Annotated in this window: 14 protein-coding genes; 4 read left to right on the forward strand and 10 right to left on the reverse strand. The window is 60.1% G+C overall.

Annotated features, from left to right (window positions below):
- Positions 1–78: 78 nt before the first annotated feature.
- On the reverse strand, positions 79–1,176 hold the full coding sequence (dinB, locus tag WDZ78_RS07740) for a DNA polymerase IV (RefSeq protein WP_020008988.1): 1,098 nt from the start codon (positions 1,174–1,176) through the stop codon (positions 79–81).
- 339 nt (positions 1,177–1,515) lie between these two features.
- On the opposite strand from dinB, the gene WDZ78_RS07745 reads away from it, so the two are divergent.
- A complete protein-coding gene (locus WDZ78_RS07745; protein ID WP_020008989.1) occupies positions 1,516–1,758 on the forward strand; it encodes a hypothetical protein in 243 nt (80 codons plus the stop codon).
- 61 nt (positions 1,759–1,819) lie between these two features.
- Here the strand turns inward: WDZ78_RS07745 and WDZ78_RS07750 are convergent, their stop codons facing one another.
- The 4 genes from WDZ78_RS07750 to WDZ78_RS07765 form a co-directional block, all read right to left on the reverse strand.
- Entirely contained in the window at positions 1,820–3,400 is a 1,581-nt protein-coding gene (locus WDZ78_RS07750) for a gamma-glutamyltransferase family protein (RefSeq protein WP_081629421.1), read from the reverse strand.
- Positions 3,401–3,462: 62 nt separating this feature from the next.
- Positions 3,463–4,485, reverse strand: coding sequence for an ABC transporter substrate-binding protein (locus WDZ78_RS07755; protein WP_034500890.1), 1,023 nt, complete (start codon positions 4,483–4,485; stop codon positions 3,463–3,465).
- A 29-nt stretch (positions 4,486–4,514) separates the two neighbouring features.
- Positions 4,515–5,288, reverse strand: a complete 774-nt coding sequence (locus WDZ78_RS07760; protein ID WP_020008992.1) for an ABC transporter permease — start codon at positions 5,286–5,288, stop codon at positions 4,515–4,517.
- A 3-nt stretch (positions 5,289–5,291) separates the two neighbouring features.
- Entirely contained in the window at positions 5,292–6,131 is an 840-nt protein-coding gene (locus tag WDZ78_RS07765) for an ABC transporter ATP-binding protein (protein WP_026363360.1), read from the reverse strand.
- A 233-nt stretch (positions 6,132–6,364) separates the two neighbouring features.
- On the opposite strand from WDZ78_RS07765, the gene WDZ78_RS07770 reads away from it, so the two are divergent.
- Entirely contained in the window at positions 6,365–7,069 is a 705-nt protein-coding gene (locus WDZ78_RS07770; protein WP_020008994.1) for a GntR family transcriptional regulator, read from the forward strand.
- A 29-nt stretch (positions 7,070–7,098) separates the two neighbouring features.
- Here the strand turns inward: WDZ78_RS07770 and WDZ78_RS07775 are convergent, their stop codons facing one another.
- Complete coding sequence (locus WDZ78_RS07775) at positions 7,099–7,497, reverse strand: hypothetical protein (RefSeq protein ID WP_020008995.1); 399 nt, start codon at positions 7,495–7,497, stop codon at positions 7,099–7,101.
- Positions 7,498–7,578: 81 nt separating this feature from the next.
- On the opposite strand from WDZ78_RS07775, the gene WDZ78_RS07780 reads away from it, so the two are divergent.
- Positions 7,579–8,817, forward strand: coding sequence for an amidohydrolase family protein (locus tag WDZ78_RS07780; RefSeq protein ID WP_020008996.1), 1,239 nt, complete (start codon positions 7,579–7,581; stop codon positions 8,815–8,817).
- A gap of 639 nt (positions 8,818–9,456) precedes the next feature.
- Here the strand turns inward: WDZ78_RS07780 and WDZ78_RS07785 are convergent.
- Both WDZ78_RS07785 and WDZ78_RS07790 read right to left on the reverse strand, forming a co-directional pair.
- Positions 9,457–9,660, reverse strand: a complete 204-nt coding sequence (locus WDZ78_RS07785; protein WP_003503933.1) for a cold-shock protein — start codon at positions 9,658–9,660, stop codon at positions 9,457–9,459.
- A gap of 292 nt (positions 9,661–9,952) precedes the next feature.
- Entirely contained in the window at positions 9,953–10,801 is an 849-nt protein-coding gene (locus WDZ78_RS07790) for a LysR family transcriptional regulator (protein ID WP_173992184.1), read from the reverse strand.
- Between the two features lie 102 nt (positions 10,802–10,903).
- Between WDZ78_RS07790 and WDZ78_RS07795 the strand changes: the two genes are divergently transcribed.
- Positions 10,904–12,238, forward strand: a complete 1,335-nt coding sequence (locus WDZ78_RS07795) for an aspartate aminotransferase family protein (RefSeq protein WP_425672727.1) — start codon at positions 10,904–10,906, stop codon at positions 12,236–12,238.
- Here WDZ78_RS07795 and WDZ78_RS07800 read toward each other — a convergent pair.
- Both WDZ78_RS07800 and WDZ78_RS07805 read right to left on the reverse strand, forming a co-directional pair.
- Positions 12,235–14,340 (reverse strand): sensor histidine kinase, encoded by a 2,106-nt coding sequence (locus WDZ78_RS07800; protein ID WP_425672728.1) that lies wholly within the window; start codon positions 14,338–14,340, stop codon positions 12,235–12,237. The genes WDZ78_RS07795 and WDZ78_RS07800 overlap by 4 nt on opposite strands.
- On the reverse strand, positions 14,337–15,077 hold the full coding sequence (locus WDZ78_RS07805; protein WP_425672729.1) for a response regulator transcription factor: 741 nt from the start codon (positions 15,075–15,077) through the stop codon (positions 14,337–14,339). Before WDZ78_RS07805 ends, WDZ78_RS07800 begins: the two co-directional genes overlap by 4 nt.
- Positions 15,078–15,107: the final 30 nt, after the last annotated feature.

Genomic DNA, 15,107 nt, shown 5'->3' on the forward strand with positions numbered 1-15,107 from the left:
TGTCGCTCCACCCAAGCGACATCTGCCACAACTTGGAATTTCGGCTTCCGCTGCTGGATTCGTTCCAGGTTCCTTTGACTACAAACCCAAGCCGAGCTGCGATTGTTCCTCGCCTTCGGCTTCCTTTTCATTGGTGAGCGACGACAGTGTTACACCAAGGAGCCGGACCGGGCGCTTGAACGGATAGACACCAGCCAGCAAGGCGTTGGCCGCATCGAAAATGTCTTTGATGCCCGAATAGGGGAGAGCAGACGTCCTGCTCCGCGTTGCCTGGGTGAAGTCGGAGTATTTGATTTTCACGGTCACCGTCTTGCCGCTGAAGCCCTTGGCCTCGCAGTAGGCCCAGACCTTTTCGGCAAGCGGCCGGAGCTCGCTGGTTGCGAGATCAAGATCGCTGATGTCGGCGGTAAATGTATCTTCAGCACCGACCGACTTACGCACCCGGTCCGGCCGAACCCGCCTGTCATCGATGCCCCGGGCAATACCATAGAAGTACGGGCCCGATTTCCCAAAATGCTCCACCAGAAACTGCAGGGACTTTGCCTTCAAATCCTTGCCAGTCTCGATACCAAGCCGTTGCATCTTTTCCGCCGTAGCCGGGCCGACGCCATGGAATTTCTTGACGGCGAGCTGCTCGACGAACGCCGGACCGTTCTTTGGCGTGATGACTGCCTGGCCGTTTGGCTTGTTCAAATCCGACGCCATCTTGGCGAGGAATTTGTTATAGGAAATACCAGCCGAAGCGTTCAGCCCCGTGACCGCCTTGATCCTGGCGCGGATTTCCAGCGCGATGTCAGTGGCAATCGGCATGTCTTTGAGATTTTCGGTCACGTCGAGATAGGCCTCGTCGAGCGACAAGGGTTCGACGATCGGCGTGTACTCTGCAAAAATCTCACGGATCTGCTGCGAGACGGCGCGATAGACTTCAAACCTGGGCTTAACGAAGATCAGATCCGGACATTTTCGAGCCGCCGTGACCGACGGCATGGCCGAGCGCACGCCGAACTCCCGCGCCTCGTAGCTTGCTGCTGCAACGACGCCGCGGGCAGCCGCTCCGCCAACAGCCAGGGGTTTGCCACGAAGCTCCGGATTGTCGCGCTGCTCGACCGACGCGTAGAAGGCATCCATATCCACATGGATGATTTTCCTGACGGTTGAGACGGTGGTGAGATCCATGGCGCTTGCGTGTCACTGGTGGAAACGAAACGGGAACATATCAGTTTTTGGAGCTGCATCCAAGTGCTAGCCGTGTTTGGGACCTCCAAAGCGAAACTACCCGCTTCTTCAGGCGTTTGATCATGTACTCAAGCGAACTGAAGGCTGACCGATGGCCGACGACAGGGCTACGATCACGGCAGTTTTCTAAACGCGACAGGCGGCCGACCTTGTAGTGGAGCGTCTTGTCCAACGGCACGGCATTGCGCGACCGGACATCTTTATCCAGTCGGCGTCGGCGAAGAACACGCGCCACGCGACTCTGTGCGGCTATCGTATGGAACTTGCGAGAGATGATGATTGCAAAATGCGTTGGCTGAAAGTGGCGGCTACGTTCTCTTGGCGCCGGCTGAAAGCACATCTTTTTACACGACGATCATTCCTGGAATTAGCCTCGTGGAAGCTATTCCGGCGGAGTTGGGAGCACTCGATCCTGAGATGAGCGCACGCTCCATCGCAAGCTTCGAAAAGCAGTGGCGAGATCAGGATTTGCTGTTCACGAAAATCGCGCCGATGGCCGGAAAACCATTTGATACTCTTTGAGGTCTGGGAAGACTCCATGTTGCGAATTGTTGCACCATCATGGAAACCGCGTTGCCGATTTTCAATTTGTGGAAACACAAATAGTGACGCCTTCCCCACGCGGATCGTGGGATCCAATAATCCTTCCTTCATCTTGGATGCAGATGACACCGGCTTGGCCGAAAATCGGCGAAAGTGCCGGCAGCGACAAGATGTCATGCCCGAGCGCAGCGAGTTCCCGGATGATGTTTCCGCCAAGCGACTGCTCGACCTTCAGGCTGTTGTGGACGTCGGAAAAGGTGCGCCCAAGCAGAAAACGAGGCTGGGCCAGAGCCTGTGTGGGCGTCATGCCGTAGTCGAGCAGGCCGGTGAGCAGCAGCGACAATGTCTGCGGTTGGCCATCGGCCCCTTGAGTTCCGTAAAGCATATGGGGCGCTCCATCCTTGAATGCGATGCCGGGGTTAAGGGTGTAGAACGGGCGCTTTCCTGGCCGGATGGCGTTCGGATGGCGGGGCGCAACTGAAAACGCCGCACCACGGTTCTGCCAGATGATTCCGCTATCGCCTACGACCACGCCGCTGCCCCAGTCGAAATAGGTACTCTGAAGCACGCTTGCACAGCGTCCTTGCTCGTCGGTTGCCGCAAAGAACACCGTGTCGCCATGCTGGTAAGGATGCGGCCACTCGAGGGCCTGCTGGCGGTCTATGGTCCAGGCTTTCTCCTCAAGCCGCATCGGGTCAAGAAGGCCGGGGGTATTGTCGTTAACGAAATCCGGATCGGCGATGTGTTCGCGATCGAGGAACGCCTGTTTCACGGCTTCAACCAAGAGATGGTATCGCGCTGCGCTTGACGACGGTAGCGCCGCCAGATCCAGCCGGGACAGAATGCCAAGGATTGCGAGTGTGGAAACCCCCTGCGTTGGCGGAGGCGGCGCGAGCAGTGTTACGCCGCGATAGTCCTGCGACACGGGTTCGGCATCGCGGGTGCGGGTAAGCCGCAAGTCGGTGGCAGTGATCGGCGACCCTAGCGAAGCCATAGCCTCTCCGAAGCGTGCCGCCAACTCTCCCTCATAGAAGGAACGGTGCCCATGCTCGGCGACATGGCGAAGCGTCCGAGCGAGTGAACTTTGCGTGAAAATACCCCTGCTCCCGGGATGATCAAATGCGGCCGCGAAACCCGGCCAGCCGGCTATCTCGGCGCGTCTGAATTCGAGCCAGAAATCTTGCGAGTGACTCGGCCGGTAGCCGTTTTCCGCAAAAGCGATAGCCGGCGTCAGGAGATCTGAAAGCTGTTCGCGCCCTTGCCAATGCTGCTGCCCAAATGTCAGGGCATGCCCCCAGCTATCCACCGCGCAGGCGGTTGTGATCATGGAAGCGGAGCCACGCAACGGGATCGGCGTATGATAATCAGGAAGGACAGCCGCGGCCTGACCTATCCCGAGAAACGACCGGCGGAGGCCTTGTCTGTCTGCAACCAGCCATACAGCATCGCCGCCCAGACCGCAAAAATGCGGCATCACCACCGCAAGTGTCGCGGCGATCGCAACGGCGGCCTCGATGGCGTTGCCGCCGCGCCTCAGCACCGCTGCGCCGGCTTCGCTTGCCAGGGGATGCGGGCTGGTGACCATTCCCGGCCGGGCTGCTAGCGGCACATTTAGCGACATGAAATTTCCTCTCTTCATAGCCTGGCCGGACATTTCCGGCCAGGGAGGCGTGTTTCCGTCAATCAGTCAACCTTGTAGACGAGCTTGCGCTCGGCCAACGACGGCAGGAACTGACGCGAGAAGACATTTTCCGGCTTCGGCTTCGACGGTAGCTGGTAGCCTTCGGTAACGATATCGATCGAGCGGGCCAGGCGGGCGTCATCGACATCGCCGAGACCGAGCCTGTCGACTTCAGGCGAGATGATCAGGTTCTCGTAGGAGAATTTCATGCGCGCCAATTCGAGCTCTTCCTTGGCGAGATTGTCATAGGCCATGATGGCCTCGATGCCTGCCCTGGAATTGCCGGCGATTTCCCTGGTGGCCCTATTGACCGCGCGCACCAGTCCTTCCACGGCCTTCGGGTTTTCCTTGACGAGTTTCTGCGACACCATCATGCCGTTGGCATAGAGATCCAGGCCATAATCGCCGAAGGATAGCCAGTTATAGTCCTTTGCCGGGTCCTGGCGGTTGTTGATGAGGTTGAACCAGCTGGTGATATTGAAGACGAGCGCGCCGTCGATATCGCCCTTGATCAGCATCGGCTCCTGCAGGTTGGGGCCCATGTTCTCGATTGCGACCTTGGTCATGTCGACCTTGTTGATCGAACCGAGCACGTTGACGAGGCGGGTGGTGGGCGTGCCCTGTGCGCCGCCGAGCTTCTTGCCTTCCAGATCGGCCGGCTTGGTGATGTTGCTTTCCTTCTTGCTGACGATGGCGAAGGGCGGCTTGCTCCAGAGCTGGTAGACCATGACCGGCACTTCGTTCGGTCGGGTGGCGGCATTCTGGATGATGGCATTGATATCGCCGAAACCGGCATCGTAGACGCCCGACATGATGCGGGTGACCGTGGCGGCTGAACCCTCGCCCTGGTCGATCGTGACATTGAGGCCTTCTTCCTTGAAGTAGCCCTTCTGCATGGCGAGCAGGAAGGGGGCGTCCGAGCCTTGCGTCTTCCAGCCGAGAGTGAACTTGATATCCGTGTCAGCCTGGGCGACACCGCCGAGGCAAAGGCCAAGCGCAAGAGTCGAGATCAGTTTCTTCAGCATGTCTGGCTCCATTTGTTTTGAGTAGATATTCAGGCGGCAGTGAAATCCTGGCCGCGGACGGCCCAGCCCGTGACGCGCACCTCGATAAGCGAGAAGGCGACGTAGAGAAGCACACCCAGAAGGGCGAGGATGAAGAGGCCGGCAAAGACCAGCGGCACATCGAAATTGGACGAGGCCGACATCATGACATTGCCGATGCCGCGGTTCGAGGCGACGGTTTCCGACAGGACGGAACCGACGAAAGCGAAGGTGACGGCAATCTTCAGCGAGGCGAAAAAGAAGGGCATGGTGCGTGGCAGGCCGACATTCCACAGGATGTCGAGTTTGCTGGCGCCCAGCGATTTCAGGACATCCTCCAGTTCCGGCTCGGTTGTCGCAAGGCCGGTGGCGATGTTGACGACGATCGGGAAGAAGCACATGGCGAGCGCGGTCAGGATTGCAGGCACCGAGCCGGAGCCGAACCACAGAACGAAGATCGGCACGACCGCGACCTTGGGGATCGACGAGAAGCCGATCAGCAGCGGATAGGCCGTATCATAGGCCGTGCGCGACACGCCGATCGCAGCACCGATGACGACGCCGACGGCTACGCCGAGGACAAAGCCGACCATCGTCGTCCAGAGCGTCTGGATGATATGCGGCATGAGGATGGGCAAGCGGTCGATGAGCGTATCGAAGACCTGACTCGGACGAGGCAGGACGAGATCGGACACCTGCAGTACCAGGCATAGGATTTCCCACAGGCCAAAGAAGGCGACGATGAGGGCGGCTGCCCAGAAGCGGCGGCGCAATGCATAGCTCATGGATCAGGCTCCCTGGATTGCGGTGTCGGAGCGGGCATTGATGATGAGTTCACGCAGGCGCTGGTTGAGCGCGACGAAATCGTGCTCGAACGTCATCTCAATGGTGCGGGGGCGGTGGAAATCGACCGTGCTGTCATCAATGATGCGACCGGGCCTTGCGCTCATGACGCAGATACGTGAAGCGAGGAAGCCCGCTTCCTTCAGGTCATGAGTGATGAGCAGGACGGTCGGCTTGCGCTTCATCCAGAGCGACTGCATCGTGCCCCATAGTTCTTCGCGGGTAAATTGATCGAGCGCGCCAAAAGGTTCGTCGAGCAGGAGCAGGTTCGGCTCGTGGACGAGCGCGCGGCAGAGATTGGCGCGCTGGAGCATGCCGCCGGAAAGCTGCCACGGGTAGTGGTTGGCAAATTTGTCGAGTCCGACATCGGCAAGCAGCGCACGCACCCGATCGCGGAAGTCACCGTTCTTCTTCGCCCGGTATTCGGAACGGAACGGCTTTACGATCTTGAGCGGCAACATGACATTGCGCTCGATCGTCAGCCAAGGGAGCATGGTAGGGTTCTGGAAGGCCATGCCGATGCGCAGCGCCTTGGCGTCGACTTCGCGGCCGCCGACGATGACCGCGCCCCTGGTCGGCTGCAGCAGGCCGGCGGCGAGCCGCATGATCGTCGACTTGCCACAGCCGGACGGGCCGACGAGTGCCACGAATTCCCCATCGGCAATGCGCAGACTGGTCTCCTGCAGCGCAACGACGGCTTTTTCCTGCCGGCCGAAGCAGACGGCTGCCTGGGAGAGCTCCACGGCGGGAGGGGCGTATGTCGTCGGTTGAGGAACAGTCAGCATCAGATCACCATTGAAAGCGTTTCCGAAAAGTGCATGCAATGAGCGTGCCAGTTTCTATAAGTGCGGAATTGTGGCGTTCCAGGATGGATTCATTATCTGTAAAAGTGAATGCAATAACTGTATGCAATTGTTTTGTGCATTTTCGATTTCATTTGCATTTAAATGCGGCAGCGCGCCGAGTTGATCTTTGCCGTCGCCTCGCTTATCGATTGACCGGAAGAAGAGGGTTGGTGATGGCGGGCAGCAAGGGTTCGGCAAGAAGTGAAGGGGATCGCGTCGCGGCGATCTGTACGGGCTTGCGCCGTGCCATCATCGAGCGGGCGCTGCACCCGGGTGACCGGCTGCCGGAGGATTCGCTCGGTGAGCGGTTCGGTGTCAGTCGCACTATTGCCCGCCATGCGCTCGGCCAGCTTGCGGCGGAAGGTCTTGTCGATCTGCGGCGCAACCGCATCGCTGTGGTCGCCACGCCGTCCTTCGAGGATGCGCGGGATATTTTCGACATCCGTCTTGATCTGGAAAAGCAGGTGGTGAGGCGTCTCGCGGGCAAGCTGACGGATGCGCAGGCGAAGCAACTGAAAGCAATCGTGGAGGCCGAGCACGGCGCGCGGCACGGGCCTGAAGGTGCTTCGATCCGGCTCGCCACCGAGTTTCATGTGCTTCTGGCGCAGATGACCGGCAAGCCGATCCTGATCCGCTATGTCACGGAAATCTGCTATCGCGCAGGCCTGTCGCTTGCCGTCTTCGGACGACCACATTCCTCCGACTGCGCAGTCAGCGAACATCTCGAATTGATCGAGGCGATCCGCACCGGGCCGGCGGAAAAGGCGGAGGCGATGATGGGCGAACATCTGGAGGCGGTTGCCTTGCGGGCATTGCTGCAAAGCTCGGGCGCCAAGCCACGCGACTTGATGGATATCCTGGCGCCCTATGCAGACTGAAAGGGCCTGATGGCCCCTTTAACGGGCATTCAGCGGGCGATGGACGGGTCGAGTATCCATTCGGCGCTGTCGTTCCAGACGTCGGTGTCGATGATCAGGCCGTCGCGTACCGTGAACCGGTCGATATAGCGGTTGTTGTCGAAAGGGGTGCCGTCCGGCCATTCGCCGTGGAGATAGCCTAGGCTGTAGATGATGGTTTCGGTTTCGCCCGGCACGACGTCATAGCGCTCTATGCGTTTTTTCACCCATTTGTAGCGGGAGGCATTGAAGCTGGTCGGGCCGCTTGGCGTGTCAAAAAGCCGGTTGCCGGTGAAGCGGCAGGTGAAGCCGGGAGCGACATAGGTCGCGGCGCGAACCGGATCGGGCGCCATGGAGGCAGCGAGATAGTCCTTCACTGCCTGCAGGTCGCGTTCTGTTGTCTTGTGCATCGATATCTCCAGGACTGTTGCGAATTTTATATCAAAAGTGCATACAGTAAGTGTTACAAAAATTACGCCTCGAGTCGCAATATGTCATTTCAAGAATCCTTCGATCTCGTGCTACGCGATGTGCGCCTGAGGGGGTGTGCCGTGCTGCAGGATATAGGCATTGTGGATGGCCGCATCGCCGCCATTGGCCGGATCGCCGCCGGCGCGGGCCACGAGGATGAGTCGATCGGCGGGCGGCTGGTGCTGCCGGGCTTCGTCGATACCCATGTGCATCTCGACAAGTCCTGTCTGCTCTGCCGTTGCGGCAATGCCGGAGGTGGGCTGAAGGGGGCGATTGCCGCGGTTGCCCATCTGAAGCGGGACTATACGGTCGAGGACGTCTATGCCCGCGGGGCGCGGACGATAGAGATGGCGATTGCCAAAGGTACGATGCATATGCGCACCCATGTTGAGGTCGATCCGCGGGCGGGTCTGCGCAGCTTCGAGGCGATAAAGCGGTTGAGACAGGATTATGCCTTCGCGCTCGATCTTTCCATCTGCGTCTTCCCGCAAGAAGGGCTGACCAACGATCCTGGCACGGAGGACCTGCTGGAGCAGGCGCTTGGGGAGGGCGCGGACCTTCTCGGTGGCTGTCCCTATACCGACAGCGATCCGTCCGGCCAAATGGAGCGGCTTTTCACCATGGCCACGCGGCATGACGTGGATCTGGATTTTCATCTGGATTTCGACCTCGATCCGAGCTGGGGGCATCTGGAGGAGATTTGCGAGCGGACGGAGGGGGCCGATTGGCGGGGCAGGGTGACTGTCGGCCACGCTACCAAGCTTGCGGCGATGGACGAGGCAGCATTCGAACGTCGGGTTTCGCGGTTGCGCCAGGCGGGCGTCGGGGTGACGGCGCTGCCGTCGACCGATCTCTATCTGAACGGCCGGGAAGCCGGCTTTCGCGCCGTTCGAGGTATTGCACCCGTGCATATACTGAGGGATCGGGGCGTCACCGCATCCATCGCCAGCAACAATATTCTCAACCCGTTCACGCCCTTCGGCGACTGTTCGCTGCTGCGCATGGCCAATCTCTACGCCAATGTCATGCATCTCGGGCCGGAGGATTTTGCAGCCTGTCTGGATCTTGTCTCGGAGGATGCAGCCCGGTTGATGCGGATCGAAGGTTACGGGCTGGCTGTCGGGGCGATAGCCGATATCGTCGTCATGGAAGGCGAGGACGAGACCGAGGTCTTCGGCGGGCTGCGCGAACCTGCTATGGGTTTCAAGCGCGGGCGTAAGAGTTTTATAAGGCCGGCCGCGACGTTGCTCCGGCCTTGACAGAAGCATAACGGGGCTCACGCCATTCGCGTACCGCTCAAAAATCCAGACAGTGGTTGCCACATTGGTGTCAATCGAACGCAGGCCACGCACTGGCTCCCCATTACCGTCGAACTCCCGCCGAGTTCGAGAAGTAGCAGAAAATCTAACTCGAGGGTGTCTACCAAACTCGGGGCTATTCAAAGCCAGGCATATGGGTCAAACGGACAGGTCATTTAAGGTTAAGGACAGTGCCCCGGAAGAAGAGCGCGAATGTGATCGCCCAGTGCCCCTGCTGAGGGGGTGGTCCGGCCCGGCAGCATCAATTGTCTTGTGCGCGGCATCGAAGGCCAAGTCTATCTGGTTCTCGTTATCGCAGAAATAACGTGTCTGAACCCCTGTCGCCGACTTGATGCAGTTGCTCCGGAGACCGCCCTATACAGCGAGATTCGACGATAATACGACACGGTTCGGAAGATATCTGCAGGTTCTCCAGATACTCATGCGCGAGAACCAACGTCCTCGTGCGGCTTTTACATTTCAGTTCTTTGCCTGCCGCTCCTGTCTTTCCGTTCGACAGGACCGAAAAGCAGGTGCCCCGTTCGAAGTGACATTGGTCATTTCGAACGGGGCACTCACATTCGACGACAGAGTGGCCTGTCAGAGGACAGTTACGTTTTCTGCCTTGGACTTGCCGGTCTTGCGGTCCTGTCCCACGTCGTAGCTGACCTTCTGGCCATCCTGCAGGGCGCCGCCAAATCCGACGGCTGAGATATGGACGAAGACGTCAGGGCCACCACTGTCGGGAGTGATGAAGCCGAAGCCTTTATCTTGAGCGAAGAATTTTACGATACCAGTTGCCATGATGTCCTCGTTTTTTGATGTGCGACATCATCGCATAGCGGTTGCGGTGATCCGCATCAAGTCAGCGGTCCCACCTTGGCAATAACAAAGCTGGAAAAAGGCGCGTTTACCGCGTTGCCGCTTGTAGCAAAGAGCATCGCGATGAGCCGTTTTCTTCATGAACGGTCACATGTCTGTCGTTCCGATATTCTTACGCTTAAGATCGCGAAGAGATTAGATTTGCCCATAAAGACGTTCTCATTTCAAATTCAGGACCAAACGACTGTAGGTCGGAGCGACGGATCGACCGGCGTTAAAGGCTGAGACCCGGAAGAACAGCGCGGATGTGATCGCCGAGCGCCCTGGCTGCCGATGACGTCTGCGGATCGGTAAACTCGATTGCGATGCCGATTGTCGGCAGGGGTGGCAGTCCGCTTTTGACAATATGAAGGTCCGGTGGAACGGCGGTTCTGGTCAGAACGCTGATGGCAAGGCCGGAACGCGCGATTGCGATGAGGCCGGCAAGGCTGTTGCTGGCAAAGGCGACACGGTAGCGGCGATTGGCGGTTTCCATGGCGTCGCACGCCGCGCGATGATCGAGCGTCACGGGTGCTGAGAGCGCCAGCGGCAGCACATCCTTGGTGATGAGGTCCGGTTCCGGCCTGTCCGCCACCCAGACGAAACTTTCCCTGCGGAGCACGTCGCGGTGTTCAGGATCGGATTGCGAAACCAGCGCCATGTCAATCTGGCGGCGCTGCAGGAGGGGACGCAATTCCGTCGTGGGAGCGCAGACCATGCGCAGATCGACTTTCGGGTAGGTGCTGAAGAAACCTTTCAGCAGTTCCGGCAGGAAGGCGATGGAGTAATCTTCAGGGCAGCCCAGGCTGACGGTTCCCTGCAGCGTCGCCTCGCCCATGTCGGCAAGGATTTCATCATGCCGGGCAAGAAGCGCGCTGGCATGGGCGAGCAGCTTCTCGCCCGCCGCGGTTATACGTACTCCCGAACCCGTTCGCTGCAGCAGCGTGTGGCCGACCAGTTCCTCCAGCCGCTGCATTTGTGTGCTGAGCGCGGATTGGGTGCGCCCGATCTGTGTGGCGGCGACGCTGATGGAGCCAGCTCGCGCGACAATGGTAAAGTTCTTCAGGAGCGTAAGGTCGAGCATGGCGATATCAAAATTATCGATATCGGAATAAAATACTATCAATTGGACCGGGGTGGCAATGGGTTGTTATGTTTCGGCAAGATAAACTTTGGGGAACGAGCCATGGACAATCTCGCGAAGAACTTCGCCTCGCTCAACGACGAACCGGCATTCTGGGACGCTGCCAATAAACACCTGACCCGTTACGGACCCGCCTTTGAGGAGATCATCGTCGAGCGGGCCGAGGGAAGTTTCGTTTATGATGCGGATGGCCGCGCCATTCTCGATTTCACCTCCGGCCAGATGAGCGCTTTGCTCGGACATACCCATCCGGATATTGTCGCCACCGTCAACCGGCAGATGGCATCGGTTGCGCATCTGTTTTCCGGCATGTTGTCCCGCCCGGTCGTTGAACTTGCGGCGCGGCTGGCGGCTCTGGCGCCGGGTCTCGATCGCGTGCAATTGCTGACAACAGGCGCTGAATCCAACGAAGCGGCGATCCGCAAGGCGAAGCTCGTGACCGGCGGGCATGAGATCGTCGCCTTCGCACAGAGCTGGCACGGCATGACCGGTGCTGCGGCCTCCGCCACCTATAGCGCCGGCCGCCGGGGGTATGGCCCGGCGACGGCCGGCTCACTCGTTATTCCCGCGCCGAATGCCTATCGTCCGCGCTTCAAGAACCCCGATGGATCGAATGACTGGCAGGCGGAGCTTGACGATGCCTTCGAATTGATCGATCGCCAGTCGACGGGCAATCTCGCCGCCTTCATTGCCGAACCGATCCTGTCGAGCGGCGGTATCCTCGAATTGCCCCTCGGTTATCTCGCTGCCCTGAAGAAAAAGTGCGAGGAGCGGGGCATGTTGCTCATCCTCGATGAGGCGCAGACCGGCGTCGGCCGGACCGGACACATGTTCGCCTTTCAGCGCGATGGCGTGACGCCTGATATCATGACGCTGTCGAAGACGCTCGGCGCCGGCTTGCCGCTTGCGGCGGTGATGACGCGTGCGGAGGTCGAGCAGAAGGCTTTCGAGAGGGGTTTTCTGTTCTATACGACCCATGTTTCCGATCCCCTGCCGGCGGCTGTCGGCGTGACGGTTCTCGATGTGGTGGCGCGAGATGGTCTGGTGGAACAGGCGATTGCCCGCGGAAATCGTTTGAAGGAGGGGCTGCTCTCGCTGCAGCAACGGTTCGAATGCGTTGGAGATGTGCGCGGGCGCGGGCTTTTGCTCGGACTTGAAGTCGTCGCAGACCGCCACACGAAAGCCCCGGGTTTCGAACTTGGTGCGCGCATCATGCAGGAGGCGATGTTGCGTGGCCTCAGCATGAACATCGTCAAGCTGCCCGGCATGGGCGGCGTTTTCCGCATTGCGCCGGCGCTGACGGTATCGGATTCGGAAATCGACCTTGGGCTGGAGATACTGGCGGATTCTATCGAATCCGCACAGCTTGCCCGCTAGGTGTGGCCGGCATTTGCCGGGAATGTCAGTTCCACCCTTGCGCCTTCGCCGGGTCTGGAACTGATATGCGCTTCACCGCCGCTCTGGCGGACGAACCCGTAGACCATGGCGAGGCCAAGGCCCGCACCGCCATGATCGCCCCGCGTGGTGAAATAGGGCTCGAACGCCTTGTCCACGGCCTCCGGCGTCATGCCGATGCCCTCGTCGGTGACGGTGATCACCAGCGTATCTTTTCCAGAGGCGGCCTCGATCGAAATCAGGCCGCCATCGGGCATGGCGGCTGCGGCATTGAGGCATAGATTGAGAATGGATTGCTCAAAGAGGGCAGGGTCCAGCGGTATCGAGGGAAGATTGTCATCGGTATCAAGCGCGATCCGGCATTTGGGGCCGACGGCGATTTCCAGAATATCGGCCATGCCCCGCAGCAGGCTTGCGACATTGATGACGCTTGGGTGGATCGGCTGCTGGCTGCCGATGGTGAGCATGCTGGTGGCCAGAGACCGGCCGCGGTCTGCCGCCTTGCGGATACGGGCGATGTGCCGCTTCTGGCGATCGTTGAAACCGGCTTCCCGTTCCAGAAGGCCGAGGCTGCCGGTGATGATGCCGATCATGTTGCCCACTTCATGGCTGAGCTGGTGGGTCATGCGCATAATGCCATCAAGCCGTTGGGCCTTCACGGCTTCCGCTTCCTGACGGTCGAGAGCGGTCACATCGCGGGCGAGCAGCACGATGCCGCCATCCGGCTGGCGTGACATCGAGACTTCGATCACCCGCTGATCGTCAGTGCGATGGCGCACGACTGCGCGGTCGAGCAATTCCCCCGGCTCTGTATCGAAGGGCAGTAGAGCCGGGTCGATTTCCGGGATGGGTTCGACAAACCGGCGAAGCGGCAGTTTTCGCGACGAGCCGGAGCGTCCGACGAGTTCGATGATGCGGCGGTTCATGGTGATGGGCCGGCCGGCCGGATCGAACAGCGCTATTCCCTCATTCATGTTGCGGAAGGTCGAGCGAATGGTGCGGGCCGCCGCTTCCGCCGTGCGCCTGAGGCGCGAGACGCGATCGACGCTGTCGTGGAAGGCGCGGAATGCGTCGAGCAGCCGGATCAACTCCGTTTCGGGACCCGTATAAGAGGGCGGCCCGACGTCCTTTTCCCCCTTGGCGAGGGCATTCATGCCGTTGGAGAGCGTCACGATCCCGCGCGAGACACGCATTACCGAGCGGATCGAGAAGATTGCCACGATGAGAACCAGCAGCGAGGCCACGGCAACAATGATCAGCAGCCGGTTAAGAGCATCGGAGGTCGAAATGAGGTCTTCATTCAGGCTTCGCGCAACCGCGTCGCCCTGGGTTTCGGTCACATGGGAAAGATCGCGCGATACGGTGTGAAGCCGGGAGACCGACGCGCGGATCGCGAACATCTCCAGAAGGTAACGGCTCTGGGCCTCGAATACCCGCTCATAGGGCTGTAACTCGGACTCGGGCAGCCGCTCGCCGGGGTAACCCTGCTGGCGCGCCGTTGTTTCCGCCATGTAGCGGCGGCGCAGTTCGCCAAGCTGGAAAAGGCTGTCGGATGCAGATGCGGCCTGCACGATGCCGTTCATTCGCCGGCGCAGTTCCGGATCGAGGATGCCCTGACCGGTGGCGATTTCACCGAGTGCTGCCGCCGCCTCTGCCTTGTGCCCCTGCGCGGCATCGGCGTCCTTTGCGAGGTCCAGTGTCTGCGCCCGGATAAGCTGAAGCAGTTCAACGATACGCTCGCTCGCAAAGCCGCGTGCGGCCCGTTCGCCGCTGTCTGGACCCGTCATCTGCAACAGCAGGTCGACCTGCTGGACCACGGAGCGGCTTTCGCTGGAAACGCGATAGGGCGAGGCGGCATTCATCAGAAACGGTGCGCTGGAGACGAGATCGGAGACCTGCCGCGAGACCAGCGACGCCTTGGCGAGGCTGGAAAAGGCCTGCAATCCATAGGCCGCCATTTCATCGCGGGCGCGCTGCAGGCCGTAAATGGCGATGGCGGAAAGACTGAAGACGAGGATGCAGGTAAAGACGATCGCAAAGGGCAGGCGAAAGGCGATCGAGGAAAGGAAAGAGCGGCTGATCACGGGGAAAGCTCGCCCTCGTCGGTATGCAGGACATAACCCTTGCCGCGCCGCGTCTTGATGTGACGCGGAAGATCCGGGTTACGCTCGATCTTGCGCCTGAGCCGCAGCACCAGCACGTCGACATTTCTGTCGATATAACGGTCGCTCTCCGAACCTAGCCTGTCGAGAATCTGGGAGCGGCTGACGGCCTGGTTGGGTGTTTCGGCGAGAATTTCCAGAAGCGCGAATTCGGCGCTGGTGAGGGTGCGGCTGCGGTCAGCAAGGCAGACGGCGCGACGGGCATCGAGATCGATCGCCCAGTCGCCGAGGCGCAGCGCTGTGCGGCCGTGCTCACGCTCGCTGTCCTTGTCCTGTTTCAGCGACGGGATTGTTCGTCGCAGGACGGCCTTGATCCGCGCCGTGAGTTCGATCGGTTCGAAGGGTTTGACCACATAATCATCGGCAGCGGTTTCCAGACCGAGCACCCGGTCGGCGGCACTGCCGGCGGCGGTGACCATAACGATGCCGATGTCGATCTGGCTGCGCAGCCGCTGGGCAAAGGTGCGCCCGGATGTGCCGGGCAGATTGTGGTCGACGAGGACGAGCTCCATCCTGTCCTTCGCCAATATCTCGTCCGCCTCCTCGGCGGAGCGCGCGCAGGTGGGCAGCCAGCCCTCCGCCTCGATGAGGTCCGAGATGAGCTCGGCCATATCCGGATCGTCCTCAACGATCAGAATGCGAACCTTCTGATTAAGCACTGCATATTCCTCCCGCCATCATCATAGGCA

This window comes from Agrobacterium sp. M50-1 (assembly GCF_049843495.1).
GTDB lineage: Bacteria > Pseudomonadota > Alphaproteobacteria > Rhizobiales > Rhizobiaceae > Agrobacterium > Agrobacterium radiobacter.